We start from the raw sequence: 24,741 nt of genomic DNA on the forward strand, positions 1-24,741 counted from the left end.
TCTACGAGGGGCCACGGACATTGGCTCCGCGAGGACGCTCGGCGACCGATTCCTCTCCCGCCGATCGTGCCGGCCGCGGCACATCCGAGCTCCGGACGGCTCTCAGCGCCAGCCCGACACCGAGCACGAGCATCACTGCGGCGAGCGGGGCGAGCGCCGTGATCCCCTGCTCGACGTTCGACGGCGCCAGCAACCAGGCCGCGAGGACGACGGGCTGCGCCAGCAGCTGGATGATGCAGAAGCGCGACAGGCTCGGCCCCAAGACGGCGAGGGCGACACGCGAGGAGATCGGGATCACGAGGCTCAACGATGCGAGCACGTGGATCGCGTGGACGAGCAGGACGGCGAGGGCTGTGCGTCCCGGATCGGGTGGGGTCAGGAGGACTCCGAACACCAGGCACGCCGCCGCGAACCACGCCGCCAGGGACCGCGGGAGCACGACAGCGAGGACCGCGGCGATCACCGCCACGCCCTGCCACAACGGGAATGGAACGAGCACGACCGCCCCTGCCCATACCATCGCGACGAGCAGGAGCCGCACCGTGACGCCGGGCACAGCCGCCCGCACCCGGAACGAACGGAGACCGCGTTTCACCGCCGCACCGTCCGCATCCGCTGCTGACGGAGCGCCGCGAGCCGCATCGCGACGTCGACGTCCTGATCCGTCCACGCGACGACCTCTACGCCGGCATGCCGGAGCTCGACGAGGATGTCCGCGCGTTCCGCGAGCAGGGTCCGGAGCGCGATGCGCTGCTCACGGCTGAGCCGGCTCTCGTCCGGAGCCGGGAGCACGTCGACGGCGACCACGGCGTGCCCCGCCGCCCGCCAACGGATGGCGAGCTGGGCGGCGACACCGTCGAAGAACGTGGAGAGCACGAAGACGATGGATCCCGCAGGCACGACCGGCGACCGGCGGTACCGGGAGTCTTCCTCACTCTGACCCGTCGCCGCGATCACGTCCCGCACCCGCGCGAGATGACGAGCACCTCCACCGGAGGGAAGGCTGAGACCTCCGGGCGACAGCGCGTGGTACGCCACCCGATCGCCGACGCCGACCGCCGCGGTGGCGATGGACAGCGCGGCCTCCCGCGCGAGGTCCAGCGAGGTGACGCCTGCCCGGTCGGCATCGTCCGCTCCCCAGGCGGCGACGACGGTCCCGAGATCCTCCGCGGTGTCGACCGCGATCACCACCGAGGAATCGCTGAGGGTGGCAGTGCGTCGCACGAGCAGTTCACCCGGTCGGCGAGCGGCGCGCGCGGTCGCCCGCCAGTCGACGCGGCGCAGTTCGTCGCCGGGGGCGAACGGATGGATGTCGCGGAAGTCTCCGCCATGGCCGGGCCGCGATCCCTCATGGGCACCGTGCAGACCTCTCAATCGCGGCGCGACCGGGAGACGCCCGATCCGGACATGCCGCGGCGGTGTATTCCACTCCAGTGCGACGCGAGGAGCAGCCTCGGTGACCCACGCGCCGTCGAGAGCGACCCCGCGCACGGTCACTCCGAGCAGCTCCAGAGGACCGGAGTGCTGCAGGCGGTTGCGCGACGTGAGGACGGAGCTCCCGACCTTCACGTCGGCGACACCCGACCGCTGCTCCTCCTGATCGACCGCGATCTGGAGCCAGTCGCCGTCGAGGACCGCATCTGCCGCGGCGATGACCTCCGATGAGCCGTCCGAGCGCTCCGGGCGTGCACGCAGCTCGATCGACAGCACATCGTCACCGGGCCGACGCAGCAGCATCCATGCCGTCGCGAGCGCGAGCGGAAGCCCGATGCCGATCACGTCGGGTCGCGAGAAGACGAGCCCTACGGCAGCGAGGATCGTCGAGCCGGCGAGTCCGATCGCGATCACGGGCGTCCGACTCCAGTGCACGGGGGCACGTGCCGTGACACGGACCTGCTCGGTCATCGCACCGCGGCCACGGTCGGCGGCACCGGCGTGGCCTCGACCACCGTCGCCACGACGGACCGGGGATCCACTCCTTGCGCCCAGGCCTGCGGCGTCAGGGTCAGCCGGTGCGCGAGCACGGGTTCCGCGATGCGCTTGATGTCGTCCGGCCGCACGTAATCGCGACCGTCCAGGGCCGCGAGTGCGCGGCCGAGCAGGACGAGAGCCTGCGATCCGCGCGGCGAGGCGCCGACCGCGACATGCGTCGCATCCCGCGTCGACCTCGTGAGCTCCACGCAGTACCGGACGACATCGGCATCGACGTGGATCCTCTCGACGGCTTCCTGGATCGCGAGGAGCCCCCGTTCGTCGATGACCGGATCGACAGACGCATCGGGGCTCTGTCGGCGTACGCGGTCGAGGATGATGCGCGTCTCATCGTCCGGCCCGGGGTAGCCGACGGCGAGCCGCACCATGAACCGGTCGAGCTGCGCCTCGGGAAGCGCGTACGTGCCCTCGTACTCGATCGGATTCGAGGTCGCGATCACGTGGAACGGACGCGGTAGGGCGAAGCTGTTGCCCTCGACGGTGACCTGATGCTCGGCCATCGCCTCCAACATCGCCGACTGGGTCTTGGGAGTGGTGCGGTTCACCTCATCGGCCAGGAGCAGGCCGGTGAAGATGGGGCCGGGTCGGAACACGAACTCACCGGAGGCCGGTGCATACACGTAGGAGCCGGTGACGTCGCCCGGGAGCATGTCCGGCGTGCACTGCAGGCGACGGAAACCGAGGCCGAGCGCGGACGCCAGGCTCCTCGCCGCGAGAGTCTTCCCCAACCCCGGAACGTCTTCGAAGAGCACGTGGCCACCCGCGAGGATCGCAGCGAGGGCGATCGTGAGGGGCTCGTCCATCCCGACGACGGCGCCGCGTACGCTGTCGAGCACTCGACGCCCCGTGGCGGCGATCTGCGTGGTCTCCTGGCTGCTCATCCGGTCTCCTCCGTGTCATTCGGGATTCGTTCGATCGCGTCGAGCACGATCTCGATGTCGGTGCTCCGCACTTCACGACCGTGCAGGGCGTCGCGCACTCCCCCGCCGAGCAGCGCGTCGATGCGCGCGTGATGCGTGGGATCGTCGAGGTCGAGTCCACGCAGGGCGAGTCGTCTTCTCAACACGCTCTGCACCCGGCGCACGACGACGTGCCCGGCGACTCCCGTGCGCGTGTTGATCGCCCAGGCCATGCGGGCTACCTCCGAGCCGCGCGTCTTGCGGCTCGGCTTCTCGGGGGGCCAGACAGGCCCGACCTCGATGAACTCCTGTCGGCAGGCGCACACCACCGCGATGGCGAGGATCATCCAGGCGAAGACGAACGGAACCGGAAAGCCCACCTGACCGAGCAGGAGCAGGACGATCACAGCGACGGCGGCACCGACGCCCAGGACCAGGATCCGTCTCTTCATCGCCAGCCCTTCTGGATGCCGCGGAGGCACTCGGCGGCTCGGGCCCGATCGCGCTCGTCGGCGTCGTGCCCGCCGAAGCGCACCTGTTCGTAGAGGCCCAGCAGGGCGACGACATCGTCGGCGATCCCCGCACGTCGGCCGATGATGCGAACGGTGAACTCCGACGGCGTCTCGTTGACGCCGCGGCCGGCGCCGGCATCCGCCGCCGATTCCTCCAGGCCCACCCACGCCGCCACGATGCTGTCGCCGGGCAGAGGCCGACCGTCGATCGTCCTCAGCGCCTCCGCGATTCCACGCTGGATCGTCGCCTCGTCCGGTTCGGCGTGGGCCGCGGGTGCGATGACGACCCGGGCATCGACCCGCGCCGCCTCGCGACGCGCGAGCGGACGGTCACGCCAGAGACCCACGAGGTAGCGGATCAGGAGTCGAAGACCGAGGTACACCATCGCGAGCACGACGGCGACGACGACCGCCGCGAGGACGTAGCCGATGATCGCGAGCAACGGCGAATCCTCAGGGGGATCGAACGGCGGTGGCGCGGTCTCCGTCGGCGCCGTCGGCAGGACGTCGTCACCTGCCCGTTCCTCGGTAGCGGTGAACCATCCTCCGAACTGCGGAAGGCCCTGTGCCGAGGCAGCGAACATGATCGTCGCGAAGAAGCCGGCTATCGCGATCAGCGGGAGCAGAAGCCCCCGCGGCCGGTCTGTCCCGGCACGCTCCCGCCCCGGGATCGAGGGCTCGGGGCGCGACATGCCTCCACCCTAGGGGGCTGCTCCCCCACCTCGTGGTCGTCGATTCCCGCGAGCCGTGAGCGCACGACGCGTCAGCCGAGGTCAGGACGACGCCCCGCGAAAGGTCCGAGACCGTCCCGAAGCGCCGCGATCTCGTCGACGCCCATGCCGACCGCCGCCATGACCTGGTGCGGAACGTCGACCGCCCGGTCACGCAACGCCGTTCCCGCCGGCGTGAGCGTGATCTCCAGGCGCCGCTCGTCCTCGCTGCTGCGCTGACGCACGACCAGCCCCTCCGTCTCCAGCCTCTTCACGAGCGGCGAAGCCGTCGCCGGCTCCATGGCGAGATCGATCGCCAGGTCGTTGAGAGTCCGCGGCGACCGCTCCCACAGTGCCAGCATGACGAGGTATTGGGGATGAGTCAGCCCCAGCGGCTCGAGGATGGGACGGTACAGGGCGACGACATTGCGCGCCGCGGTCACCAGGGCGAAGCAGAGCTGGTTCTCGAGCCGGAGCAGGTCATCGGATGCTGTCACAAGGGAGACTATACATCTGCACTAATAGTTAGTACACTAATGAACATGGCACAGGATTCCGATCGCCCGCCCCTCCGCACTCGCATCCGCGACGCCGGAGGGCTGTATTCCTGGGTGAACACGAACCTCATCCGGTTCGCGGGACCCGCATCCGTCGGCCCCTACGAGAAGACTCCGCCCCCGAGCGCCGCAGAGCGCGCCGAGCGCGCCTGCCCTCTCTGCGGCGCACCGATGACGGAGCACGAGATCGACCGCACCGGGCCGAAGACCCTGGTGCACTGCCCGTAGCGGCCTCGACCTTGGCGACGGTCCCGCCCGTCGCGTCAGTTCTCCTCTGGAGCCTCGTTCGCCGAACCCGTCGACTCCCGAGCGACGTCGAGCCAGAACATGAGCGCGGTGTCGTCCTCGATGGCCCCGGCCGCCACGTCGAGCCAGCCGGAGCTCATCGTGCGCGCACCCATGACGGCCCGCGCTGCTCCGGGCTCCGTGAGCAGCGCGGCCCCGTTCTCGTCATCGACGCGCACCAGAAGGACGCCACCCGGACGCGCACCGACGAGGATGCGGCCGTCGTCGAGGAACGCCCTGGTACCGAACATCCGACGCTCTTCGATCTCGGTGTCCACGCCCAGCAACGCACGCACCCGATCGGCGAGTTCGTTCCCCGCAGCATCCATCAGCCCGCCTCCTACGCGTGCCCGGCGCGCTCCATGGCACGGAGCTCTTTCTTGAGGTCCTGCACTTCGTCACGCAGGCGCCCGGCGAGCTCGAACTTCAACTCGGCCGCTGCCGCGAGCATCTGATCGGACAGATCCTGGATCGTGGCTTCGAGCTGCTGCGCCCCCTCGGCCGCGATACCCGTGCGGCGCAGGTTCGGCGTGGGCGACTTGCCCTTGCCGGTGGCGCGACCGCGACCGGACAACATCTCTGCCGTGTCGGCGCCCTCACGCGCCAGCACCTCGGTGATGTCGGCGATGCGCTTGCGGAGCGGCTGCGGATCGATGCCGTGCTCTTTGTTGTACGCGACCTGCTTCTCGCGACGCCGGTCGGTCTCCTCGATCGCCTTCGTCATCGAGTCGGTCATCTTGTCGGCGTACATGTGCACCTCGCCGGACACGTTTCGGGCCGCACGACCGATGGTCTGGATCAGCGAGGTCCCCGAACGCAGGAACCCCTCCTTGTCGGCGTCGAGGATCGCGACGAGGGAGACCTCGGGAAGGTCGAGTCCCTCACGCAGGAGGTTGATGCCCACGAGGACGTCGTACACGCCGGCGCGCAGCTCGCTGAGCAGCTCGACGCGACGCAGGGTGTCGACGTCGGAGTGCAGATAGCGCACCCGCACCCCGTGCTCACCGAGGAAGTCGGTGAGCTCCTCAGCCATCTTCTTGGTGAGAGTCGTGACGAGGACGCGCTCGTCGCGCTCGACCCGTACCCTGATCTCCTCGAGCAGGTCGTCGATCTGCCCCTTCGACGGCTTCACCACGATCTCCGGGTCGACGAGACCGGTCGGGCGGATGATCTGCTCGACGATGCCATCGGCGATGCCCATCTCGTACTTGCCGGGAGTGGCGGACAGGTAGACGGTCTGACCGATGCGGTTCTTGAATTCGTCCCAGCGCAGCGGGCGGTTGTCCATGGCGCTCGGCAGCCGGAACCCGTGATCGACGAGTGTGCGCTTGCGCGATGCATCGCCCTCGTACATCGCACCGATCTGCGGGACGGTCACGTGCGACTCGTCGATCACCAGCAGGAAGTCGTCGGGGAAGAAGTCGAGCAGGGTGTGCGGCGGCTCGCCGGGCGCGCGTCCATCCATATGGCGCGAGTAGTTCTCGATGCCGGAGCAGAAGCCCAACTGCTGCAGCATCTCGAGGTCGAAAGTGGTGCGCATGCGCAGACGCTGCGCCTCGAGGAGCTTGCCCTGCCGCTCGAACTCGGCCAGGCGCTCTTCCAGCTCGGTCTCGATGGTGCCGATCGAACGCTGGATGACATCGGTGCCGGCCACGTAGTGCGAGGCGGGGAAGATCGGCACGGCGTCGAGCTTCTCGATGACCTCTCCTGTGAGCGGGTGGAGCGAATACAGAGCCTCGATCTCGTCGCCGAACAGCTCGATGCGGATCGCATGCTCTTCGTAGACGGGGATGATCTCGATGGTGTCGCCGCGCACCCGGAAGTTGCCTCGCGAGAAGTCGACGTCATTGCGGTTGTACTGCATCGCGATGAACTGGCGGATGAGGGCGTCACGGTCGTAGCGCTCCCCCACCTGAAGGGCGACCATGGCGCGCAGGTACTCTTCGGGAGCCCCGAGTCCGTAGATGCAGGACACGGTCGAGACGACGATGACGTCGCGGCGGCTCAGCAGCGAGTTCGTCGTGGAGTGGCGCAGTCGCTCGACCTCGGAGTTGATCGAGGAGTCCTTCTCGATGAAGGTGTCGGTCTGGGGCACGTAGGCCTCGGGCTGGTAGTAGTCGTAGTACGACACGAAGTACTCGACGGCGTTGTTCGGCATGAGCTCGCGGAACTCGTTCGCGAGCTGTGCGGCGAGCGTCTTGTTGTGTGCGAGAACGAGCGTCGGGCGCTGCACCTGCTCGACCAACCACGCCGTCGTCGCGGACTTTCCGGTACCGGTCGCGCCGAGCAGCACGACGTCGGTCTCTCCCGCGTTGATGCGCGCCGCCAGGTCGGCGATGGCCTTCGGCTGATCGCCCGCGGGCTCATACTCGCTGATGACCTCGAAAGGACGGACACTGCGCGTGGGTTGCATACCTCCAGCGTATGCCGCCCCTCCGACATCGAGGCCGTCAAGAGGGATCCACCCCGGTCTCATCCATGCGCACGGCGTCGCCCGCCGCGACAGCATGAGGAGTTTCTTTCAGGAAGACGACTGCCCTGTGGGTGCGCCGCGCAGAGCCGAGACGGCCGCGAGAGCAGCCACGCCGCACATCGCGACGATGACGGCGACGAACCAGCCCCAGTTCGCGGCGCCGAACACGAGGCCGAGCATCCACCCGAACAGGCTCGACCCGGCGTAGTAGGCGAAGTAGTACAGCGACGACGCCTGGGCCCGACTGGCGGGGCCTGCCGCGACCGGCGTCCATCCGGAGGCGACGGCATGGGCTCCGAAGAACCCGGCCGTGAAGAGCACGAGACCGCCCAGCACGATCGTCGCCACCGGCACGAGCAGCAGGCCGGCGCCCGCGGCCATCACAGCGATCGAGGCGAGCAGCACGGGGAAGCGCCCGACCCGCGAGGCGAGCGCCCCGGCCCAGGGAGACGAGACCGTGCCGGCCAGGTAGGCGAGGAAGAGCAGCGTGACCACCCAGGCGGGCAGCACGAACGGTTCGGCCGACAGATGGAAGCCGAGGTAGTTGTAGACCGCCACGAAAGCGCCCATCAGCAGGAATCCCTGCGCGTACAGCGCCCACTGCAAGGGCGAGCGCAACGGCGCACGCAGCTTCTCCAGGATGCCGGGCCCGCGATCGGCGCGCAGACGACCGGGGACGAACCCCCTGGCGCGCGGAGTGAGCCAGAGGAACAGCGCGGCGGCGACCGCGCACATCACGGCGACCGACAGGATGCCGGCGCGCCATCCGCCGACCTCCCCGACGATCCCCGACGCGATGCGGCCGAGCAGACCACCGACCGTGGTCCCGGCGATGTAGCTTCCCGCCGCAGCGGCGGCGTGGCGGGCCTCCACCTCCTCGCTGAGATAGGCGAGCGCCACAGCCGGCACCGCTCCCAGCGCCACCCCTTCCGCGAAACGCAGGACGAGAAGCATCCCGATCTCGCCGCTCAGCGGGGCGGTGAGACCGAACACCGTGGCTGTGAGCACGCCCGTGGCCATGGCGGGCACACGACCGATGCGATCAGCGACCACCGACCAGGGGATGACCGCGAGCGCGAGGCCGAGCGTCGCGGCAGACACGCTCAGGGCTGCCGTCGCCGGGGCGACCGCGAGATCGGAGGAGATCTGCGGCAGCACGGCCTGGGCCGAGTAGAGCTGTGCGAACGTCGCGATCCCCGCGAAGAACAGACCGACGATGAGACGCCGATACTCGCGGGAGCCCGGGGCGTGACCGGAGAAGGTCACCGTGCGCTGATCCGCTCCCAGAGGGAATCCGTCTGCGCGCGTGTGCGCTCGAGAGAGTCGGACGTGTCGATCACCACATCGGCGATCGCGAGACGTCTTTCGTCGGAGACCTGGGCGTCTATCCGGTCCTGCGCCGCGCGCTCGTCCATCCCGCGCAGCTCGACGAGTCGCTGCCGACGCACAGCGGCCGGGGCGTGCGCGACCACGATGAGGTCCCAGGGGTCGTCCACCCGTGCTTCGACAAGAAGGGGCACGTCGTAGACGACGACCGCGTCGGCATCGTCGGCGAAGGCCGCGTCGAAGCGGCGCTGCGACTCTTCGCGCACCGCCGGATGCACGATCGCGTTCAGCTGCGCGAGGAGGTCGGCGTCGCCGAAGACCTTCGCGCCGAGCGCCGCCCTGTCGAGAGAGCCGTCGGGCGCGATGACATCGGCACCGAAGGTCTCGGCGATCCGCACGAGCACAGGCGACCCGGGCGACTGCACGTCACGCACGATCTGATCGGCATCGACGACGATGGCGCCGTGCTCCGCCAGACGCCGGGCGATGGTCGACTTCCCGGAGGCGATGCCGCCGGTGAGCGCGATGAGGGGCATGCCGCCAGTCTAAGGTTCGCTGCGGCCGCTCCTCACCTCGCGAGCAGCTGACGGCGCGAGCTGATCACGCCCGTGTCGAAGCCCGCCAGATGCAGGCCGCCGTGGAACCGCGCGTGCTCGATCTTGATGCACCGGTCCATGACCACCGAGAGACCTGCACGTTCCGCGATGGCCGCCGCGTCCTCGTTCCAGGACCCCAGCTGCAGCCACAGCGTCTGGGCACCCACCTCGATCGCCTCCTGAGCGATGCCGGGAAGGTCATCATGCCGACGGAACACGTCCACGATGTCGGGTACCACGGGGAGGTCGCTCAGCGTCGCGTACACGGGCTGCCCCAGGATCCGGGTCTCTCGGGGGTTCACGAGGTAGACGTCATAGGCCGTGCTGGAGAGCAGGTATGTCGCCACGAAGTACGACGCACGCGCAGGATTGTTCGAGGCGCCGACGATCGCGATGGATGTCGCGCGTCGCAGCAGACCGAAGCGCTCTTGCTGGCTCGGCCCGATCCAGGTGCGCCCGGGGATGGTCGCCGTCGCGCCGGGCAGCGCGCAGGCCGCAGCATCCGTCACGGTGGGGAGCGCGCACGCATCGCCCGATGTCGTCGCGTTCATCGGTTCGTTCCTGTCGCCGTGGTGAGAGCCTGGTCGAGGTCCCAGATGATGTCGTCGGCGTCTTCCAGTCCGACCGATATGCGGATCAGATCTGCACGCACGCCTGCGGCGACGAGCTGCTCCTCGGTGAGTTGGCGATGTGTCGTCGACGCCGGGTGGATGACCAGGGTGCGGGCATCTCCGATGTTCGCGAGGTGGGAGGCCAGCTGGAGGTTCTCGATCAGCGTCTCCCCCGCCGCCCTCCCGTCTTCGGCCGCGACCCCGAAGGCGAACACCGAACCGGGCCCGAGGGGCAGGTACTTGGCCGCACGCTCATGATGCGGGTGTCCTTCGAGCCCTGCCCAGGTCACGTAGGCGACCCGCGGGTCGGAGGCGAGCCAGTCGGCGACGACTCGGGCGTTCGCGAGGTGCGCGTCGATGCGCTGCGGAAGGGTCTCGATGCCCTGGAGCAGATTGAACGCCGACTGCGGACTGAGCGCGGGGCCGATGTCGCGCAGCTGTTCGGATCGGAGCTTGGTGAGGAAGCCGTACTCCCCGAAGTTGTCCCACCACTTGATGCCGCCGTACGAGTCGACGGGTTCGGTCATCTGCGGGAACTTGCCGTTGCCCCAGTCGAACGTGCCCTTCTCGATGACGACGCCGCCGAGCGTGGTGCCGTGTCCGCCGAGGAACTTCGTCACGGAGTGGATGACGATGTCGGCGCCGTGCTCGAGGGGACGCGCGAGGTACGGGGTCGCCAGCGTCGCATCGACCACGAGCGGCACACCGGCCGCATGGGCGACGGCCGCCAGTCCTTCGACGTCGGCGATCTCTCCCGAGGGGTTGCCGATCATCTCGACGTAGACGACCTTCGTCTCAGGACGGATAGCGGCGGCGAAGTCGGCAGGATCGGTCGAGGCGACGAATGTGGTCTCCACACCGAAGCGGCGCAGCGTCACGTCCAGCTGAGTCACGGTGCCGCCGTACAACTGCGCAGCGGCGACGACGTGGTCACCCACGCCGACGAGGGCTGCGAACGTGATGAACTCCGCGCTCATCCCGGATGCGGTGGCGACGGCGCCGATCCCGCCTTCGAGTGACGCCAGACGCTCCTCGAGGGCCGCGACCGTGGGGTTGCCTATCCGGGAGTAGATGTTGCCGTACTTCTGCAGCGCGAAGAGGTTGCCGGCGTCCGCCGCGTCGTCGAACACGAACGATGTCGTCTGATAGATCGGCACCGCCCGCGCGCCGGTCGAGGCGTCAGGGGTTCCGCCGGCGTGCAGGGCCCGGGTACGGAACCCGAAGCGATGTTCTTCCGTCATGATGTCCTCAGTTCAGCGGTATCGAGAGTTCAGCGGTGTCGAGAGTTCAGCGGTGTCGAGAGTTCAGCGCTACCGAGCACGTTGGCGATGTCGTCGACGGCCCAGGGGTTCTGCAGCGAGGTCGTGTCTCCGAGCGGCTGGGCATCGCGACCTGCTCGGCGGTCCTGCTCGGCCTCCCACAGCTGCGCCAGGAGTCGCCGCATGATCTTGCCCGAGCGTGTCTTGGGGAGGTCCGGTACCACCACGATGTGCTTTGGCTTGGCGACAGGGCCGATCGACTGCGCGACCTGCGCACGCAGGTCGGCCGGCGTCACTTCTGCGCGGCCCGACGGTGTCACGAACGCGACGACGGCCTGCCCGGTGATCGGGTCGGACACGCCGGCGGAGCCGGCTTCACCGACGGTGGCATGCGCGACGAGAGCCGATTCGATCTCGATGGTGGAGAGCCGGTGTCCGGAGACGTTGACGACGTCGTCGAGTCGGCCGAGGATCCAGATGTACCCGTCGGCGTCTCGCGTCGCACCGTCTCCGGCGACGTAGAAGCCACCGAACTCGCCGTGACCGGCATACGCCGACCAGTAGGCGTCGCGGTAGCGCTTCGGGTCACCCCACACCGTGCGAGCCATCCCGGGCCACGGGCGGCGGACCACGAGCGTTCCGGAGCGGCCGGGTTCGACCTCGCGTCCGTCCTCGTCGACCACCGCGACGTCGATCCCCGGCAGGGGCACCGACGCCGAGCCCGGCTTGAGTCGTGTGACCCCGGGCAGCGGCGCGATCATCGCGGCGCCCGTCTCGGACTGCCACCACGTATCGATCACCGGAAGCTCGTCACGGCCGAAGTTGCGGCGGAACCACACCCAGGCTTCGGGGTTGATCGCCTCGCCGACCGTGCCGAGCAGGCGAAGGGTCGAGAGATCGTGCCTGGTGGGGAGCTGCGTGCCGAACCAGGTCATGAAGGTGCGGATGAGGGTGGGGGCCGTGTAGTACACAGTCACCCCGTATCGCTCGATGATCTCGAGATGGCGCTCCCGGTGCGGAGAATCCGGGGTCCCCTCGTAGATGACCTGGGTGAGGCCGTTCGAGAGCGGTCCGTAGATCTCGTAGGTGTGCGCGGTGACCCAGGCGAGGTCTGCGGTGCACCAGTGCACGTCGTCGGGCTTCGCATCGAAGTGCGCCCAGTGCGCCCAGCTCGCCTGCGTGAGATAGCCGCCCGACGTGTGAACGAGGCCCTTCGGCTTCCCGGTGGTGCCGGAGGTGTAGATGATGAAGAGCGGATGCTCGGCCTCGAACGGCTGCGCGTCGTGCACAGCCGAAGCGGTGTCGACGATGTCATGCCACCAGACATCGCGCCCTTCTGTCCACGGCACGTCCTGTCCGGTGCGCCGGAGCACCAGCACGTGCTCGAGTGAGGGAAGACCGGACGCGGCGACATCGGCCGTGGACTTGATCTCGGTGGCAGCGCCGCGTCGGTACTGCCCGTCGCTCGTGACCAGCAGCTTCGCACCGGTGTCTTCGAGGCGGAAGCGCACGGCTTCGGCGGAGAAGCCCCCGAAGACCAGCGAGTGCACGGCGCCGATCCGCGCGCAGGCCAGCGTGATCACGATCGTCTCGACGAGCACGGGAAGGTAGATCACGACACGGTCGCCCGCCTCGACGCCGAGCGCCACGAGGGCGTTGGCGGCGCGGCACACGCGCTGCCGCAGGTCGGAGTACGTCACCGCGACACGGTCGCCCGGCTCCCCCTCGAAGTGCAGGGCGATCTTGTCGCCTCGGCCGGACTCCACGTGCCGGTCGACGCAGTTGACGGCCACGTTGAGCGTGCCTCCGGTGAACCAGCGCGCCGCAGGCATCGCATCTCCGCTCGGCGGCTCCCACTCATGGGGTGTGTGCCAGGGCTCCGCCCAGTCGAGCCGTCGAGCCGCATCCTCCCAGAAGGCGATGGGGTCCGCCGCGGCGCGGGCGTACGCCTCCGCCGTCACGTTCGCGTGTGGGAAGTGGTCCGACGGCTCGTAGACGCGAGCCTCCTGCAATCGAACCTCGGTCATGCTCACACCCACCGACGGAGCAGGTACTTCTCCACCAGCACGAGAACGCCGTTGGTGATGGTGCCGAGCAGAGCCAACAGCACGATCGAGAGAAGGATGCGGTCCACTCGACCGCTGTTCTGAGAATCCGTGAGCAGGAAGCCGAGCCCCATGGACGAAGCGATGAGCTCAGCGGCGACCAGGAACAACCACGCCTGGGCCAGCGCGAGACGGAGGCCGGAGACGACGGACGGCACGACCGCGGGCAGCTGCACGATGCGGAACAACGACCATCCGCGCAGGCTGAACGAGCGTCCGGCCTCGACGAGCTGCGGGTCGACATGCCGGAGTGCGGAGGCGACCGTGGTGTAGACGGGGAAGAACGCCCCGATCGCGATGAGCGTGACCTTGGACTCCTCCCCGATCTGCATCCAGAGGATCAGCAGCGGCACCCAGGCCAGCGACGGCACGGCGCGGATGGCGGCGAGCGTCGGGCTCAGCAGCACGTCGCCGAGCCGGGACAGCCCCACCACTCCCGCCGCGGCGAGACCGATCAGGGAGCCGATCGCGAATCCGAGCAGCACGCGCTGGACGGAGATGGCGATGTGGGTCCAGAGCTGGCCGCTCTCCGCGAGCTCGACACCGGCCTGGAAGACCGAGGCGGGCGTGGGCAGGCGGTAGGGCGGGATGAGCCCGTTCGTCGTGACGACCTGCCAGACGATCAGGATGATCGCCGGGAGGAGGAGGCCGGCGACGATGCGAACGACCGGACGGTCCCAGGTGCGCCGGGCAGCGGCATCGGGCCGCCTGAGGTCGCCTTTCGCGAAGTCGAGCGCGTCCCGCGAGTCGGCGGGCACGATCACGCGCTGGTCGAGTTCACTCACTCGCCGTCGACCGCCTTTTCGGCGAAGGTCGCGTTCACGATCGAGGAGAGCGCCTTGTCGACGGAGTCCTTGCCGCCCTGCACGTCGCCGGACTCCACGAGCACGGGGGCGATCTTCTCGAGCACGGCGATCTGGTCGTCGCCGGGGACGCCGCTCACGTCGAGGTTCGAGCGCTCCTCGATCACGGTGGTGGCGACGCCGAGGTCGATGCCGGCGACCTCGGCCAGGAGCGCCGCAGTCTTGTCGGGGTTCTCCAGCGCCCACTCGCGTGCCTGCTCGTAGGCGTCGACGACCGCCTGCGCGAGGTCGGGGTGGTTCGTGGTGAAGTCCTCGGTGGCGTTGAGGAAGCCGTACGTGTTGAAGTCGACGTTGCGGTAGATGAGCTTGTCACCCGACTCTGCCTCGGCCGCGGCCATGATCGGGTCGAGACCCGACCACGCGTCGACCGAACCGCCGTCGAGAGCCGCCCGGCCGTCGGCGTGCTGCAGGTTCTGCACCTCGACGTCCGAGAGCGACAGGCCGCCCTCTTCGAGCGCCTGCAGCAGGAAGAAGTAGGGATCGGTGCCCTTGGTGGCAGCCACGGAGGCGCCCTTCAGATCTTCGATCGACGTGATATCGCTGTCCGGTCCGACGACGATGGCCGCCCACTCCGGCTGCGAGAAGATGTCGATGACCTGGATGGGCGAGCCGTTGGCACGGGCAAGGAGCGCCGCGGATCCCGCGGTCGAGCCGACGTCGACCGAGCCGGAGCGCAGCAGTTCGTTGGCCTTGTTGGAGCCGGCGGACTGCACCCACTCGACGGCGACGTCATCGCCGAGGATATCTTCGAGGATGCCCTGGTCACGGATCACGAGGCTCAGCGGGTTGTATGTCGCGAAGTCGATCGACAACGTGTCGGACGACCACTCGGTGGTCCCGGAGGTGGGCTTCGTGTCGGTGGCCGCGGCGTTCTCTCCCGCGACGCAGCCGGTCGCGACGAGCATCATCGTCCCGGCGATCGCGATCGCGGGGATGATTCGGCGGGTGGTGATGCTCATCGGGTCTCCTCGGCGGTGCGGTGGTGGGTGTCGACGCCGAGGCCTTCGAGAAGGTCGGCGCGCAGGTCGGCGAGACCGCGATCGGCGCGGTCTCTGGGGCGGATGCCCGGAACGGTGATCGTGCGGGCGATGGAGGACCCGTCGCCGTCGGCCGCGCCCAGCGTGCGCAGCAGGAGGACACGGTCGGCGAGATAGAGGGCTTCTTCCACATCGTGCGTGACGAGGAGGATCGTGGTGGGCTCCGCGGAGTGGATCTTCAGCAGCAGATCGTGCATGCGCAGGCGCGTCAGCGCGTCGAGCGCTCCGAAAGGCTCGTCGAGCAGGAGCACGCCGGGGTTCCGGGCGAGAGCCCTGGCCAGGGATGCGCGCTGGGCCATGCCGCCGGACACCTCGCGCGGATGCTGATCCGTCGCATGATCGAGGCCGACCAGCTGCAGCAGCTCACGGACGCGTTCGCGGCCGAGGCGGCGTGCGGTGCCCCGCGGGAGGCCGAGTTCGACGTTCTGTGCGATCGTGCGCCACGGGAGCAGCCTCGGCTCCTGGAACGCCACGGCCGTGCGCTCATCCACGTCGGCGACGGGCGTGTCGTCGAGTCGGATGCCGCCTCGTGTCGGCGCGTCCAGACCTCCGACGAGGCGCAGCAGGGTCGACTTGCCGCAGCCGGAGGGCCCGACGACGGCGACGATCTCACCGGCGGCTATGTCGACGTCGACGCCCCGCAGCACGTCGCGGTGGCCGTGCGGCAGAGGAAACGATCGTTCGATGCCTTCGAGCCGAACGGCCTGTGCCGTACCCACCGCCGTCGGAGCGGCGGCGGTGCGCGGTGCGGGCAGCAGGGTGGTCATACGCCCATGCTGGCCGAGCGGATCGGTTGTCACGAATGCCGTCGTAATGTTGCGTCACGCGCGGGATTCCGTGGTGGAGATATGCGAAACGGGCCGCCACACCCGCCCGAAGGCGAGGTGACGACCCGTTCCCGAATGCTGCTTAAGCGTTGCCGCCCGAGAGCTTCTCGCGCAGAGCGGCGAGAGCCTCGTCGTCCGCGAGGGTGCCGGCGCCGGCAGCCTCGCTGGTGAAGGTCTGACCACCGAAGTCGTCTCCGGCCGCAGCCTCGGCCTCGGCCGCCTTGACGACCTGAGCCTTGTGCGCCTCCCAGCGAGCCTGGGCTGCAGCGTACTCCTGCTCCCATGCCTCGCGCTGGGCGTCGAAGCCTTCCTTCCACGCACCGGTCTCGGCGTCGAAGCCCTCCGGGTACTTGTACTCGCCGTTCTCGTCGTACTCGGCGAGCATGCCGTACAGGGCCGGGTCGAACTCGGTGCCGTTGGGGTCGACCGACTCGTTGGCCTGCTTCAGCGACAGCGAGATGCGACGACGCTCGAGGTCGATGTCGATGACCTTGACGAAGACCTCTTCGCCGACCGACACGACCTGCTCAGCCAGCTCCACGTGCTTGCTGGAGAGCTCGGAGATGTGGACGAGGCCCTCGATGCCGTCTGCGACGCGAACGAATGCACCGAACGGGACGAGCTTGGTGACCTTACCCGGCGTGACCTGTCCGATCGCGTGGGTACGGGCGAAGACCTGCCACGGGTCCTCCTGCGTCGCCTTCAGCGACAGGGAGACGCGCTCGCGGTCGAGGTCGACCTCGAGGATCTCGACGGTGACCTCCTGGCCCACCTCGACGACCTCGGAGGCGTGCTCGATGTGCTTCCAGGACAGCTCGGAGACGTGCACGAGGCCGTCCACGCCGCCCAGGTCGACGAACGCACCGAAGTTGACGATCGACGAGACGACACCCTTGCGGACCTGACCCTTGTGCAGGTTGTTCAGGAACGTGGTGCGCGACTCCGACTGCGTCTGCTCGAGCAGCGCACGGCGGCTCAGGACGACGTTGTTGCGGTTCTTGTCGAGCTCGAGGATCTTGGCCTCGATCTCCTGGCCGAGGTACGGCGTGAGGTCGCGGACGCGGCGCAGCTCGATGAGCGAAGCCGGCAGGAAGCCACGGAGGCCGATGTCGACGATGAGTCCACCCTTGACGACCTCGATGACCGTACCGGTGACGACGCCGTCGTTCTCCTTGATCTTCTCGACGTCTCCCCAGGCACGCTCGTACTGTGCGCGCTTCTTGGAGAGGATCAGACGGCCTTCCTTGTCCTCCTTCTGGAGAACGAGGGCCTCGACCAGATCGCCGACAGCGACGACCTCGTTGGGGTCGACGTCGTGCTTGATCGAGAGCTCGCGCGAGGGGATGACACCCTCGGTCTTGTAGCCGACATCGAGGAGGACCTCATCGCGGTCGATCTTGACGATCGTGCCTTCGATGATGTCGCCGTCGTTGAAGAACTTCAGGGTCTTCTCGACCGCGGCCAGGAAGTCCTCAGCAGATCCGATGTCGTTGATGGCGACCTGCTTGGTGGCCGGGGCGGTCGTTGCGGTAGTCATGTAGTGGGTTGTCCTTGTTGAATGGAGACTCGGGCTGGGAGGCAACGACCGCGCACGGCCGACTGCATGCTTCACAGCAGTTGGATTTTGGTTTTCTCGTCACGAGGGCACGCGCATGCACGCCACGAGTGACGGTTAAGGCTATCAGAAGTTCGGATACTGCAGGAGTCGGATTCCGACGGGCACCGACCTGTGGATAACTCCCCCGGGCCCGACGCGCTCCGGGCTACCGTGACGGGGTGATCTCGCCGACTCCTCCGCTCGCCATGTCCCGTCGCCTCGGCGCTCTCACGACGGTCGCCGTTGCCGTGACACTCGCGGGCTGCGCGCCGACTCCGGCTCCGACGCCGACGCCGACCGCAGCCTTCGCCTCGGAAGAAGAAGCCTTCGCCGCCGCGGAGGCGACGTACCGGGCCTACACGGACGCATTGAACGCTGTGGAACCCGCAAACCCTGACACGTTTGACAGCACGTACGCCTTTTCAAGTGGCGGAGTCCAAAGAGCTGACCGAGAGAACTTCTCGACGATGCACGCCGAAGGTTATTCGATCAGCGGCGACGCGGTGGTGACCCGTTTCGTTGGACAAGCCGCCAGGGAGGCGCTTGAGGTCGTAGATGCAATCATTTGTGTCGATGTCAGCGGCGTCACGGTACTCGACGCATCCGGCACCTCCGTAGTCAATTCCGACCGCCCTGACATGTACGAGATCGAGACGACCTTCAAATGGGATGGTGACCACCTTCGGGTCGACGAAGTCGAGAGTGTCGAGGGCACTACATGCTCCGGGCTTTAGCAGCGGTGTCCGTGGGCCTTTCCTTGTTTACCTCGGCGAGCTCTGGCAGCAGCGATGGCGGAAGTGATCTACTAACAGGCACGGACGGGAAGACGGTTGTAATCTCCGGCACCCAGACCCAGCCCTCTTCCGGCAGCCCACACAACAACGCCCCGGGCGGAGGGTCCCCGTCCACCCCGACCTCTCCGGCTTTCCCGGTGCACGAGTTCGACTTCGATTCGTGTCTCGACGACTGGAACAGCTCCCGCAGCTGCTTTCGCGCCGCGGTCGACGAGGAACCGACGTCACCCCCGCCACCGGCGACGGATGAGCCCGCCGCCCCGGCGATCACGATCGACGACCTCGCACAATTCGCTCCCGATCCGGTCGCGAACGTCGGCGAGCCCGACAACGTCGGTGTGGCCGGGATGCCGACGAACTTCGTCGCGGCGGCGTCCGCGCACACGCGCTCGGGCACCCTTTTCGGCGCCCCTCTCTCGGTGCGGTTCACACCTGTCGACTATGAGTTCGTGCACGGCGACGGCACCTCTGCGACATCGAGCACCGGCGGACAGACCTGGTCGGCGCTCGGTCAGGCGCCGTTCACCCCGACCGCGACGAGCCACGTCTATCGCGAGCGCGGCACCTACCAGGCGCATGTCACCGTCCGCTACGCCGCGGAGGTCGACCTCGGCGGCGGCTGGTTCCCGGTCGCCGGTCGACTCACGATCCCGGGCCCCGCACGGGAAATACGCATCTTCGAGGCCCACACCGCACTCGTGGCCTTCACCTGCGAACAGCGCCCATCGGCCCCAGGCTGCTGAGCGACATCGAAGAAGAGCTAGCGCGCGATGGTCACGACGACCGGGGCGCCGTCCGCATCGACGTATCCGTCGAGCGTCAGTTTCGCGTCCTGGTCGATGCCCACCGCCGTCACGAACGTGATCTGCGGAACCAGATCCATCGTGCAGACCTCGTTCGCGCTCTCCTCCAGCCGAACGATCGCCTCGTTCTCGCTGACGGCCTCGACGGCCCCGGAGGCAGGCATGCAGGTCGACGATCCCCAGGTGAGGACCGCGAGTTCATGCGCGTCGATCCATGCCGCTGCGGGTGTCTGCTCGGGCATCCGACCGGCCGGGATGATCTCTCCTGACACGAGTCCGGGAAGCGTCAGTTCCGTGGTCTCTCCCCCGGGATCCGTCACTGTCAGCTCGACAGGTCGCGAGGAGTCGAACGCCGCCGGCAGCCCGACGTACATCCCGTGAGCGGTCTGCACTGCCGCGCACACCTCATCCGTGCCGTCGACGAGAACGAGCTCGAGCGATTGGTCCCCCGCGACGATGTCCCCGATCTGCGGAGCGCACGCATCGCCCCATGTCTTCACGACGAACGACGTCGCATCCAGCCATGCCGCCTGCGGTGCGTGTGACGTGTCGGAGGTGTCCGGAGCGGACGTCGATTCCGGGACAGGAGAGGTGCCCGCCGACATGGCGCATCCACTCAGTGCCGCGGCGAGCACCACCCCGCCCAGGACGAGGGACGAGAACGTGCGAAGAGAAGCTGTCATACCCGTGAGTGTCGCAACCGCGCGGATCGTCTCACTCTCCGGCCCGCGACCACCGGCCCGTGTCGCACGCCCGTGCCAGACTGTGCTGGTGACCGATCGCCTCATGCTGCTCGACACCGCCAGCCTCTACTTCCGCGCCTTCTACGGCGTCCCCGACAAGGTGACGGCGCCCGACGGCGCTCCGATCAACGCGGCGCGCGGTCTGCTCGACATCATCGCGAAGCTCGTCACGCTCTACGAGCCCACCCATGTCATCGCCTGCTGGGATGACGACTGGCGCCCGCAATGGCGCGTCGATCTGATCCCCAGCTACAAGACGCACCGTGTCGTCGAGGTCGTCGAGGTCGGACCTGACATCGAAGAGGTCCCCGACCCCCTCGAAGCGCAGATCCCCCTCATCCGGGAGACGCTCGCCGCGATCGGGATCCCGATCATCGGGGTGGCGGAGCACGAGGCCGACGACGTCATCGGCACGCTCGCGACCGGAGCGACGATGCCGGTCGACATCGTCACCGGAGACCGCGATCTGTTCCAGCTCGTCGACGACTCCCGCGATGTGCGGGTCATCTACACCGCGCGCGGCATGAGCAATCTCGAGGTCGTGACCGATGCGACCGTGGTCGCGAAGTACGGGGTGCTCCCCTCGCAGTATGCCGACTTCGCCACCATGCGCGGCGACGCCTCAGACGGTCTTCCCGGTGTGGCCGGGATCGGTGAGAAGACCGCCGCGACGCTGCTGCAGACCCACGCCGACCTCGAGGGCATCCGCGCCGCCGCCGAGGCCGGAGAGGGCATGAGCGCCGGGGTGCGGGCGAAGGTGCTCGCCGCATCCGCCTACCTCGATGTGGCCCCCACCGTGGTCGCGGTCGCCACGTCGCTTCCCATCACGACGCCCGATATCCCGTTGCGGGTGCTCGATCCCGCGGAGGTCGATGCGGCGACGGCTCTCGCCGAGAAGTGGAACCTCGGCGGCTCGATGACGCGCGCGGTGGCAGCGATGTCGAAGGCCGCCCTCGCGTCCGGCTGACCCCCGGTCAACCGCAGCTGCACCTATTCCGCCCAGGCGAGAAGCCGGGAGAGTCCCCAGGTCGTCACGATCCGGGAGGCGGGAATCCCCGCGCGCTCGGCTCGCTCCGCGCCGTGGTCCAGCAACGAGAGCTGACCGGGAGCATGCGCATCCGAGTCGATGGAGAAAAGGCATCCTGCTTCGAGCGCGATCGCGATCAGTTCATCCGGCGGATCCTGACGCTCGGGGCGCGAGTTGATCTCGACCGCCACTCCGTTGTCCGCGCATGCGGCGAAGACCGCCGCCGCGTCGAACGCCGACTGCGCGCGGGTCCCTCGTTCCCCCTGCACCAGGCGCCCGGTGCAGTGCCCGAGCACGTTTACCCTGGGGTGCGACACCGCGGCGATCATGCGTGCGGTCATCGGACGCGAGTCCATCCGCAACTTCGAATGCACCGATGCCACGACGATGTCCAGTTCGCGGAGCAGGGAGTCCTCCTGGTCGAGAGCGCCGTCCTCGAGGATGTCGACCTCGATGCCGGCGAGCAGGGTGAAACCGTCACCGGACTCCGCACGCACCAAGGGCATCTGCTCCCGAAGCCGCTCGGCCGAGAGCCCTCTGGCCACCCGAAGACGCGGCGAGTGATCCGTTATCGCCTGATACTCATGGCCCAACGCGCGAGCTGCCGCTGCCATGACAGAGATGGGAGTAGTGCCGTCGGACCAGTCGGTGTGAGCGTGCAGGTCGCCGCGCAGCTTCGTGCGCAGCAGCGAGACACGCTCAGGTTCGACGTCGCCACGCAGCTCGACGAGGTAGTCCGGAACCTGCCCGGCCTGCGCCTGACGGATCACCGCGAAGGTGGATTCTCCGATGCCCTTCGCCGCTCTCAGGCGGGTGGGATCGGCCCGGACGTCGTCCGGGAGATCCTGCAGGGTCGCCGCAGCCTGACGAAAAGCCTTCGCTCGGTACCGTGAGGCCCGCTCGCGCTCCAGAAGAGAGGCGATCTCCAGCAGGGCGTCGACGGGATCCACGGTCACTCCTTCGGGGCCGCCAGCTCGCGACTGACGGAGATCCACTGGTCGAGCTTGGCCAGGGCACGGCCGTCGTCGACCGCCGCCGATGCCTTGTCGTACCCCTCGCGCAGTCTTTCGAGGATCGGGCGCTGCACCTGCATGGCGTCCTGGGAGAGTTCGAACGCGACGATGCCCGCCGCCGCATTGAGCAGCACGATGTCGCGCACCGCCCCGGTCTCCCCCGCCAGCGTCCGTCGAAGCACCTCCGCGTTGTGCTGCGGAGATCCGCCGATCAGGTCGGCCAGGTCGGCGATCGGGATGTCGAGGTCACGGGGGTCGAGGTCGTGCTCGTGGATGTCCCCGCGGGTGACCTCCCAGATGCGGCTGTGGCCGGTCGTGGTGAGCTCGTCGAGTCCGTCGTCGCCTCGGAACACCAGCGCGGTCGCGCCGCGGGTCCGGAAGACGCCGGTGATCAGCGGTACGCGCTCGATCTGCGCGACACCCACGGCGTTGGCTTCGGCGCGCGCAGGGTTGCACAGCGGCCCGAGCATGTTGAAGACGGTGGGAACCCCGAGCTCCGCGCGGACGGATCCTGCGTGCTTGAAGCCGGGGTGGAACGCGCCCGCCCACGCGAAGGTGATCCCGGTGCGGTCGAGGATGGAAGCGACGGCGGCGGGGTCGAGTGACAGCTCGAGGCCGAGAGCACCGAGCACGTCTGAGGAGCCGGAAGCCGAACTCGCCGCACGGTTGCCGTGCTTGACGACGGGCACGCCGGTGGCGCCGATGATGATCGCCGCCGTGGTCGAGACGTTCACCGTGCCGACGCGGTCGCCGCCCGTCCCGACGATGTCGAGCACATCAGGAGAGACGGGAAGAGGGACCGCGGCCTCGAGGATCGCGTCGCGGAAGCCGACGATCTCGTCGATCGTCTCCCCCTTGGCACGAAGAGCGACGAGGAATCCTGCCAGCTGGGCCTCCGTGACGCTGCCCTGCATGATCTGCCGCATGGCCCACGTCGACTCCCACACGCTGAGATCGCGACGCTCCAGAAGAGAGGTGAGCACGTCGGACCAGGTCAGGGAATCAGCCATGTGTGCGATCCTATCGGCGCAGAGAAAACATGCAGATGCTTCCGAACACACGTGCACCCCACCCCCACCCCTTGTTTCCCGCGGATTCACCGGGTATTCGCAGTGTTTTCTTAGGGTCTCCTAAGTCGTCGACCGGCAACTCGAAGGTCGCCGGTGCAAGAATCACGCCCGCGGATCGGCCATAATGGAGGGGTGACGACCTCAGCGACGTATGCCCCGGCGGCGAGAACGATTAAGCGGCCCAACCCGGTAGCTGTCGGCACCATTGTGTGGCTCGGCAGTGAGGTGATGTTCTTCGCGGGACTCTTCGCGATCTACTTCACCCTCCGCAGCACCTCCCCGGAGCTGTGGGCGGCCCGGACCGAGCTGCTGAACGTCCCGTTCGCCGCAGTGAACACTGCGATCCTCGTACTCTCCTCGTTCACGTGCCAGATGGGCGTGTTCGCGGCAGAGGACCTGCAGCCCTACAAGATCGGCAAGGGACAGAAGAACGGCGCCGGACGCCGTCGCCTGTTCGGATGGGGAATGGTCGAGTGGTTCTTCCTCACCTTCGCCCTCGGCGCGATCTTCGTCTCCGGCCAGGTCTGGGAGTATGCCCAGCTCGTTGCTGAGGGCATGCCCATCAGCGCTGACTCGTACGCTTCCGCGTTCTACCTGACGACGGGCTTCCACGCCCTGCACGTCACCGGCGGACTGGTCGCGTTCCTGCTCGTCATCGGACGCGCATACGCCGTCAAGAACTTCCGGCACAAGGAGGCGACCTCCTCGATCGTGGTGTCCTACTACTGGCACTTCGTCGACGTCGTCTGGATCGTGCTGTTCCTCGTTATCTACTTCCTGAAATAAGAGCGGAGCTGATCCCCGAGATGGCACGAGAGAAGAAGCGCCGTTCCAGCGGTCGTCGCAGCCCTTTGGCGGCGGCCGCGCTCATCGGCGCAGGCCTCATGATCACCGGCGCCGTGTACGCCGGCGCGACCGCTGCGTTCGCCGCGACCGACACCCAGTCGGCGGCGACCTCGCAGTTGACCGTCGAGGACGGCAAGAAGCTGTTCACGGCCAACTGCGCCACCTGCCACGGTCTCGACCTGCAGGGAACCGCCAATGGCCCCAGCCTCTACGGCGTGGGTGAGCTGGCGACCGAGTTCCAACTGTCGACCGGCCGCATGCCTCTGCAGATGCAGGGCCCCCAGGCGCCGCAGAAGGCCCCGCAGTTCACCGAGGACCAGATCCTCGCGATCTCGTCCTTCGTCCAGTCCGAGGCTCCCGGCCCGACGTTCCCGTCGGACCACATCCTCGACGGCAAGGGCGATGTCTCCAACGGCGCCGAGCTGTTCCGCGTCAACTGCGCGATGTGCCACAACGTGGCCGCCGCGGGTGGAGCGCTCACCGAGGGCAAGTACGCCCCCGGACTCAGCGAGACCAGCGCGCTGCACATGTATGCCGCCATGGTCACCGGCCCCCAGAACATGCCGGTCTTCGGCGACATGAACCTGTCCGACGAGGACAAGCGAGACATCATCTCGGCGCTGCTCTTCCAGCAGCAGTCCGTGCAGATCGGTGGCTTCTCGCTGGGCTCGCTCGGTCCGGTCTCCGAAGGCCTGTTCGTGTGGATCTTCGGTATCGGCGCGCTCGTCGCCGTCACCGTGTGGATCACGGCGAAGTCCAACTGACGCTTAATCATCGAAGAGGAACGTACGAGGAG

At 68.1% G+C, this 24,741-nt stretch carries 26 protein-coding genes; 6 read left to right on the forward strand and 20 right to left on the reverse strand.

Going from position 1 to position 24,741, the window contains the following annotated elements; translation table 11 throughout:
• Position 1: 1 nt before the first annotated feature.
• The 6 genes from ACLFA2_RS01560 to ACLFA2_RS01585 all read right to left on the reverse strand — a co-directional run bounded on the left by ACLFA2_RS01560 (position 2) and on the right by ACLFA2_RS01585 (position 4,610).
• Positions 2 to 595, reverse strand: a complete 594-nt coding sequence (locus ACLFA2_RS01560; RefSeq protein ID WP_167253904.1) for a hypothetical protein — start codon at positions 593 to 595, stop codon at positions 2 to 4.
• A complete protein-coding gene (locus ACLFA2_RS01565) occupies positions 592 to 1,905 on the reverse strand; it encodes a DUF58 domain-containing protein (RefSeq protein WP_426621919.1) in 1,314 nt (437 codons plus the stop codon). The genes ACLFA2_RS01560 and ACLFA2_RS01565 overlap by 4 nt, the downstream gene beginning before the upstream one ends.
• Positions 1,902 to 2,873 carry an AAA family ATPase gene (locus tag ACLFA2_RS01570; RefSeq protein WP_401064795.1) on the reverse strand — a complete coding sequence of 324 codons (972 nt, stop codon included), beginning with the start codon at positions 2,871 to 2,873 and terminating at the stop codon, positions 1,902 to 1,904. Before ACLFA2_RS01570 ends, ACLFA2_RS01565 begins: the two co-directional genes overlap by 4 nt.
• On the reverse strand, positions 2,870 to 3,343 hold the full coding sequence (locus ACLFA2_RS01575; protein WP_297558148.1) for a hypothetical protein: 474 nt from the start codon (positions 3,341 to 3,343) through the stop codon (positions 2,870 to 2,872). Before ACLFA2_RS01575 ends, ACLFA2_RS01570 begins: the two co-directional genes overlap by 4 nt.
• Positions 3,340 to 4,095 (reverse strand): DUF4129 domain-containing protein, encoded by a 756-nt coding sequence (locus tag ACLFA2_RS01580; RefSeq protein ID WP_426621920.1) that lies wholly within the window; start codon positions 4,093 to 4,095, stop codon positions 3,340 to 3,342. The genes ACLFA2_RS01575 and ACLFA2_RS01580 overlap by 4 nt, the downstream gene beginning before the upstream one ends.
• Before the next feature lie 71 nt (positions 4,096 to 4,166).
• Positions 4,167 to 4,610 carry a MarR family winged helix-turn-helix transcriptional regulator gene (locus ACLFA2_RS01585; protein ID WP_021201527.1) on the reverse strand — a complete coding sequence of 148 codons (444 nt, stop codon included), beginning with the start codon at positions 4,608 to 4,610 and terminating at the stop codon, positions 4,167 to 4,169.
• Positions 4,611 to 4,655: 45 nt separating this feature from the next.
• Here ACLFA2_RS01585 and ACLFA2_RS01590 point away from each other — a divergent pair, with 45 nt between their 5' ends.
• Entirely contained in the window at positions 4,656 to 4,898 is a 243-nt protein-coding gene (locus ACLFA2_RS01590; RefSeq protein WP_172889137.1) for a hypothetical protein, read from the forward strand.
• Positions 4,899 to 4,933: 35 nt separating this feature from the next.
• Here ACLFA2_RS01590 and ACLFA2_RS01595 read toward each other — a convergent pair whose 3' ends face one another.
• From ACLFA2_RS01595 to rpsA, 11 genes are all read right to left on the reverse strand, one after another.
• Positions 4,934 to 5,284 (reverse strand): TfoX/Sxy family protein, encoded by a 351-nt coding sequence (locus ACLFA2_RS01595; protein WP_021201529.1) that lies wholly within the window; start codon positions 5,282 to 5,284, stop codon positions 4,934 to 4,936.
• Between the two features lie 11 nt (positions 5,285 to 5,295).
• A complete protein-coding gene (gene uvrB, locus ACLFA2_RS01600) occupies positions 5,296 to 7,368 on the reverse strand; it encodes an excinuclease ABC subunit UvrB (RefSeq protein WP_021201530.1) in 2,073 nt (690 codons plus the stop codon).
• A 108-nt stretch (positions 7,369 to 7,476) separates the two neighbouring features.
• Complete coding sequence (locus tag ACLFA2_RS01605) at positions 7,477 to 8,694, reverse strand: MFS transporter (RefSeq protein WP_021201531.1); 1,218 nt, start codon at positions 8,692 to 8,694, stop codon at positions 7,477 to 7,479.
• Positions 8,691 to 9,290 carry a dephospho-CoA kinase gene (coaE, locus tag ACLFA2_RS01610; RefSeq protein WP_021201532.1) on the reverse strand — a complete coding sequence of 200 codons (600 nt, stop codon included), beginning with the start codon at positions 9,288 to 9,290 and terminating at the stop codon, positions 8,691 to 8,693. The genes ACLFA2_RS01605 and coaE overlap by 4 nt, the downstream gene beginning before the upstream one ends.
• A gap of 32 nt (positions 9,291 to 9,322) precedes the next feature.
• A complete protein-coding gene (locus ACLFA2_RS01615) occupies positions 9,323 to 9,901 on the reverse strand; it encodes a CoA-binding protein (protein ID WP_021201533.1) in 579 nt (192 codons plus the stop codon).
• Positions 9,898 to 11,202, reverse strand: a complete 1,305-nt coding sequence (locus tag ACLFA2_RS01620) for an O-acetylhomoserine aminocarboxypropyltransferase/cysteine synthase family protein (protein WP_021201534.1) — start codon at positions 11,200 to 11,202, stop codon at positions 9,898 to 9,900. The genes ACLFA2_RS01615 and ACLFA2_RS01620 overlap by 4 nt, the downstream gene beginning before the upstream one ends.
• Before the next feature lie 29 nt (positions 11,203 to 11,231).
• A complete protein-coding gene (acs, locus tag ACLFA2_RS01625; protein WP_426621921.1) occupies positions 11,232 to 13,247 on the reverse strand; it encodes an acetate--CoA ligase in 2,016 nt (671 codons plus the stop codon).
• A gap of 2 nt (positions 13,248 to 13,249) precedes the next feature.
• The gene (locus ACLFA2_RS01630; RefSeq protein ID WP_136025023.1) at positions 13,250 to 14,110 is read right to left on the reverse strand and encodes an ABC transporter permease; all 861 of its coding nucleotides are present in this window, start codon (positions 14,108 to 14,110) and stop codon (positions 13,250 to 13,252) included.
• Positions 14,107 to 15,147, reverse strand: coding sequence for an aliphatic sulfonate ABC transporter substrate-binding protein (locus ACLFA2_RS01635; protein WP_426621922.1), 1,041 nt, complete (start codon positions 15,145 to 15,147; stop codon positions 14,107 to 14,109). The genes ACLFA2_RS01630 and ACLFA2_RS01635 overlap by 4 nt, the downstream gene beginning before the upstream one ends.
• Complete coding sequence (locus ACLFA2_RS01640) at positions 15,144 to 15,992, reverse strand: ABC transporter ATP-binding protein (protein ID WP_426621923.1); 849 nt, start codon at positions 15,990 to 15,992, stop codon at positions 15,144 to 15,146. The genes ACLFA2_RS01635 and ACLFA2_RS01640 overlap by 4 nt, the downstream gene beginning before the upstream one ends.
• 142 nt (positions 15,993 to 16,134) lie before the next feature.
• The gene (rpsA, locus tag ACLFA2_RS01645; RefSeq protein ID WP_021201539.1) at positions 16,135 to 17,589 is read right to left on the reverse strand and encodes a 30S ribosomal protein S1; all 1,455 of its coding nucleotides are present in this window, start codon (positions 17,587 to 17,589) and stop codon (positions 16,135 to 16,137) included.
• A gap of 239 nt (positions 17,590 to 17,828) precedes the next feature.
• Here rpsA and ACLFA2_RS01650 point away from each other — a divergent pair, with 239 nt between their 5' ends.
• Both ACLFA2_RS01650 and ACLFA2_RS01655 read left to right on the forward strand, forming a co-directional pair.
• Positions 17,829 to 18,383 (forward strand): hypothetical protein, encoded by a 555-nt coding sequence (locus ACLFA2_RS01650; RefSeq protein ID WP_426621924.1) that lies wholly within the window; start codon positions 17,829 to 17,831, stop codon positions 18,381 to 18,383.
• A gap of 197 nt (positions 18,384 to 18,580) precedes the next feature.
• Positions 18,581 to 19,186 carry a hypothetical protein gene (locus ACLFA2_RS01655; protein ID WP_243844745.1) on the forward strand — a complete coding sequence of 202 codons (606 nt, stop codon included), beginning with the start codon at positions 18,581 to 18,583 and terminating at the stop codon, positions 19,184 to 19,186.
• 17 nt (positions 19,187 to 19,203) lie between these two features.
• Here the strand turns inward: ACLFA2_RS01655 and ACLFA2_RS01660 are convergent, their stop codons facing one another.
• Positions 19,204 to 19,929: a hypothetical protein gene (locus ACLFA2_RS01660; RefSeq protein ID WP_426621925.1), complete on the reverse strand. Its 726-nt coding sequence runs from the start codon at positions 19,927 to 19,929 to the stop codon at positions 19,204 to 19,206.
• Between the two features lie 88 nt (positions 19,930 to 20,017).
• On the opposite strand from ACLFA2_RS01660, the gene ACLFA2_RS01665 reads away from it, so the two are divergent.
• The gene (locus ACLFA2_RS01665; protein ID WP_426621926.1) at positions 20,018 to 20,956 is read left to right on the forward strand and encodes a 5'-3' exonuclease; all 939 of its coding nucleotides are present in this window, start codon (positions 20,018 to 20,020) and stop codon (positions 20,954 to 20,956) included.
• 23 nt (positions 20,957 to 20,979) lie between these two features.
• Here the strand turns inward: ACLFA2_RS01665 and ACLFA2_RS01670 are convergent, their stop codons facing one another.
• The gene (locus ACLFA2_RS01670) at positions 20,980 to 21,966 is read right to left on the reverse strand and encodes a PHP domain-containing protein (protein WP_426621927.1); all 987 of its coding nucleotides are present in this window, start codon (positions 21,964 to 21,966) and stop codon (positions 20,980 to 20,982) included.
• Between the two features lie 2 nt (positions 21,967 to 21,968).
• On the reverse strand, positions 21,969 to 23,039 hold the full coding sequence (trpD, locus tag ACLFA2_RS01675) for an anthranilate phosphoribosyltransferase (protein ID WP_029258329.1): 1,071 nt from the start codon (positions 23,037 to 23,039) through the stop codon (positions 21,969 to 21,971).
• 288 nt (positions 23,040 to 23,327) lie between these two features.
• Between trpD and ACLFA2_RS01680 the strand changes: the two genes are divergently transcribed.
• The gene (locus ACLFA2_RS01680) at positions 23,328 to 23,885 is read left to right on the forward strand and encodes an aa3-type cytochrome oxidase subunit III (protein ID WP_208323613.1); all 558 of its coding nucleotides are present in this window, start codon (positions 23,328 to 23,330) and stop codon (positions 23,883 to 23,885) included.
• 20 nt (positions 23,886 to 23,905) lie between these two features.
• A complete protein-coding gene (locus tag ACLFA2_RS01685) occupies positions 23,906 to 24,709 on the forward strand; it encodes a cytochrome bc1 complex diheme cytochrome c subunit (RefSeq protein WP_029258331.1) in 804 nt (267 codons plus the stop codon).
• Positions 24,710 to 24,741: the final 32 nt, after the last annotated feature.

This window comes from Microbacterium sp. As-52, assembly GCF_049949185.1.
Taxonomy (GTDB): domain Bacteria; phylum Actinomycetota; class Actinomycetes; order Actinomycetales; family Microbacteriaceae; genus Microbacterium; species Microbacterium maritypicum_A.

What these genes read in the sequence shown, in the direction of transcription:
- ACLFA2_RS01680 (WP_208323613.1), top strand. Translation starts at nt 23,328, where the DNA reads ATGTTCTTCGCGGGACTCTTCGCGATCTACTTCACCCTCCGCAGCACC.
- ACLFA2_RS01640 (WP_426621923.1), bottom strand. Translation starts at nt 15,992, where the DNA reads ATGACCACCCTGCTGCCCGCACCGCGCACCGCCGCCGCTCCGACGGCG.
- ACLFA2_RS01660 (WP_426621925.1), bottom strand. Translation starts at nt 19,929, where the DNA reads ATGACAGCTTCTCTTCGCACGTTCTCGTCCCTCGTCCTGGGCGGGGTG.
- ACLFA2_RS01565 (WP_426621919.1), bottom strand. Translation starts at nt 1,905, where the DNA reads ATGACCGAGCAGGTCCGTGTCACGGCACGTGCCCCCGTGCACTGGAGT.
- ACLFA2_RS01580 (WP_426621920.1), bottom strand. Translation starts at nt 4,095, where the DNA reads ATGTCGCGCCCCGAGCCCTCGATCCCGGGGCGGGAGCGTGCCGGGACA.
- rpsA (WP_021201539.1), bottom strand. Translation starts at nt 17,589, where the DNA reads ATGACTACCGCAACGACCGCCCCGGCCACCAAGCAGGTCGCCATCAAC.
- uvrB (WP_021201530.1), bottom strand. Translation starts at nt 7,368, where the DNA reads ATGCAACCCACGCGCAGTGTCCGTCCTTTCGAGGTCATCAGCGAGTAT.
- ACLFA2_RS01620 (WP_021201534.1), bottom strand. Translation starts at nt 11,202, where the DNA reads ATGACGGAAGAACATCGCTTCGGGTTCCGTACCCGGGCCCTGCACGCC.
- ACLFA2_RS01635 (WP_426621922.1), bottom strand. Translation starts at nt 15,147, where the DNA reads ATGAGCATCACCACCCGCCGAATCATCCCCGCGATCGCGATCGCCGGG.
- ACLFA2_RS01685 (WP_029258331.1), top strand. Translation starts at nt 23,906, where the DNA reads ATGGCACGAGAGAAGAAGCGCCGTTCCAGCGGTCGTCGCAGCCCTTTG.
- ACLFA2_RS01590 (WP_172889137.1), top strand. Translation starts at nt 4,656, where the DNA reads ATGGCACAGGATTCCGATCGCCCGCCCCTCCGCACTCGCATCCGCGAC.
- coaE (WP_021201532.1), bottom strand. Translation starts at nt 9,290, where the DNA reads ATGCCCCTCATCGCGCTCACCGGCGGCATCGCCTCCGGGAAGTCGACC.
- trpD (WP_029258329.1), bottom strand. Translation starts at nt 23,039, where the DNA reads ATGGCTGATTCCCTGACCTGGTCCGACGTGCTCACCTCTCTTCTGGAG.
- ACLFA2_RS01570 (WP_401064795.1), bottom strand. Translation starts at nt 2,873, where the DNA reads ATGAGCAGCCAGGAGACCACGCAGATCGCCGCCACGGGGCGTCGAGTG.
- acs (WP_426621921.1), bottom strand. Translation starts at nt 13,247, where the DNA reads ATGACCGAGGTTCGATTGCAGGAGGCTCGCGTCTACGAGCCGTCGGAC.
- ACLFA2_RS01595 (WP_021201529.1), bottom strand. Translation starts at nt 5,284, where the DNA reads ATGGATGCTGCGGGGAACGAACTCGCCGATCGGGTGCGTGCGTTGCTG.
- ACLFA2_RS01575 (WP_297558148.1), bottom strand. Translation starts at nt 3,343, where the DNA reads ATGAAGAGACGGATCCTGGTCCTGGGCGTCGGTGCCGCCGTCGCTGTG.
- ACLFA2_RS01615 (WP_021201533.1), bottom strand. Translation starts at nt 9,901, where the DNA reads ATGAACGCGACGACATCGGGCGATGCGTGCGCGCTCCCCACCGTGACG.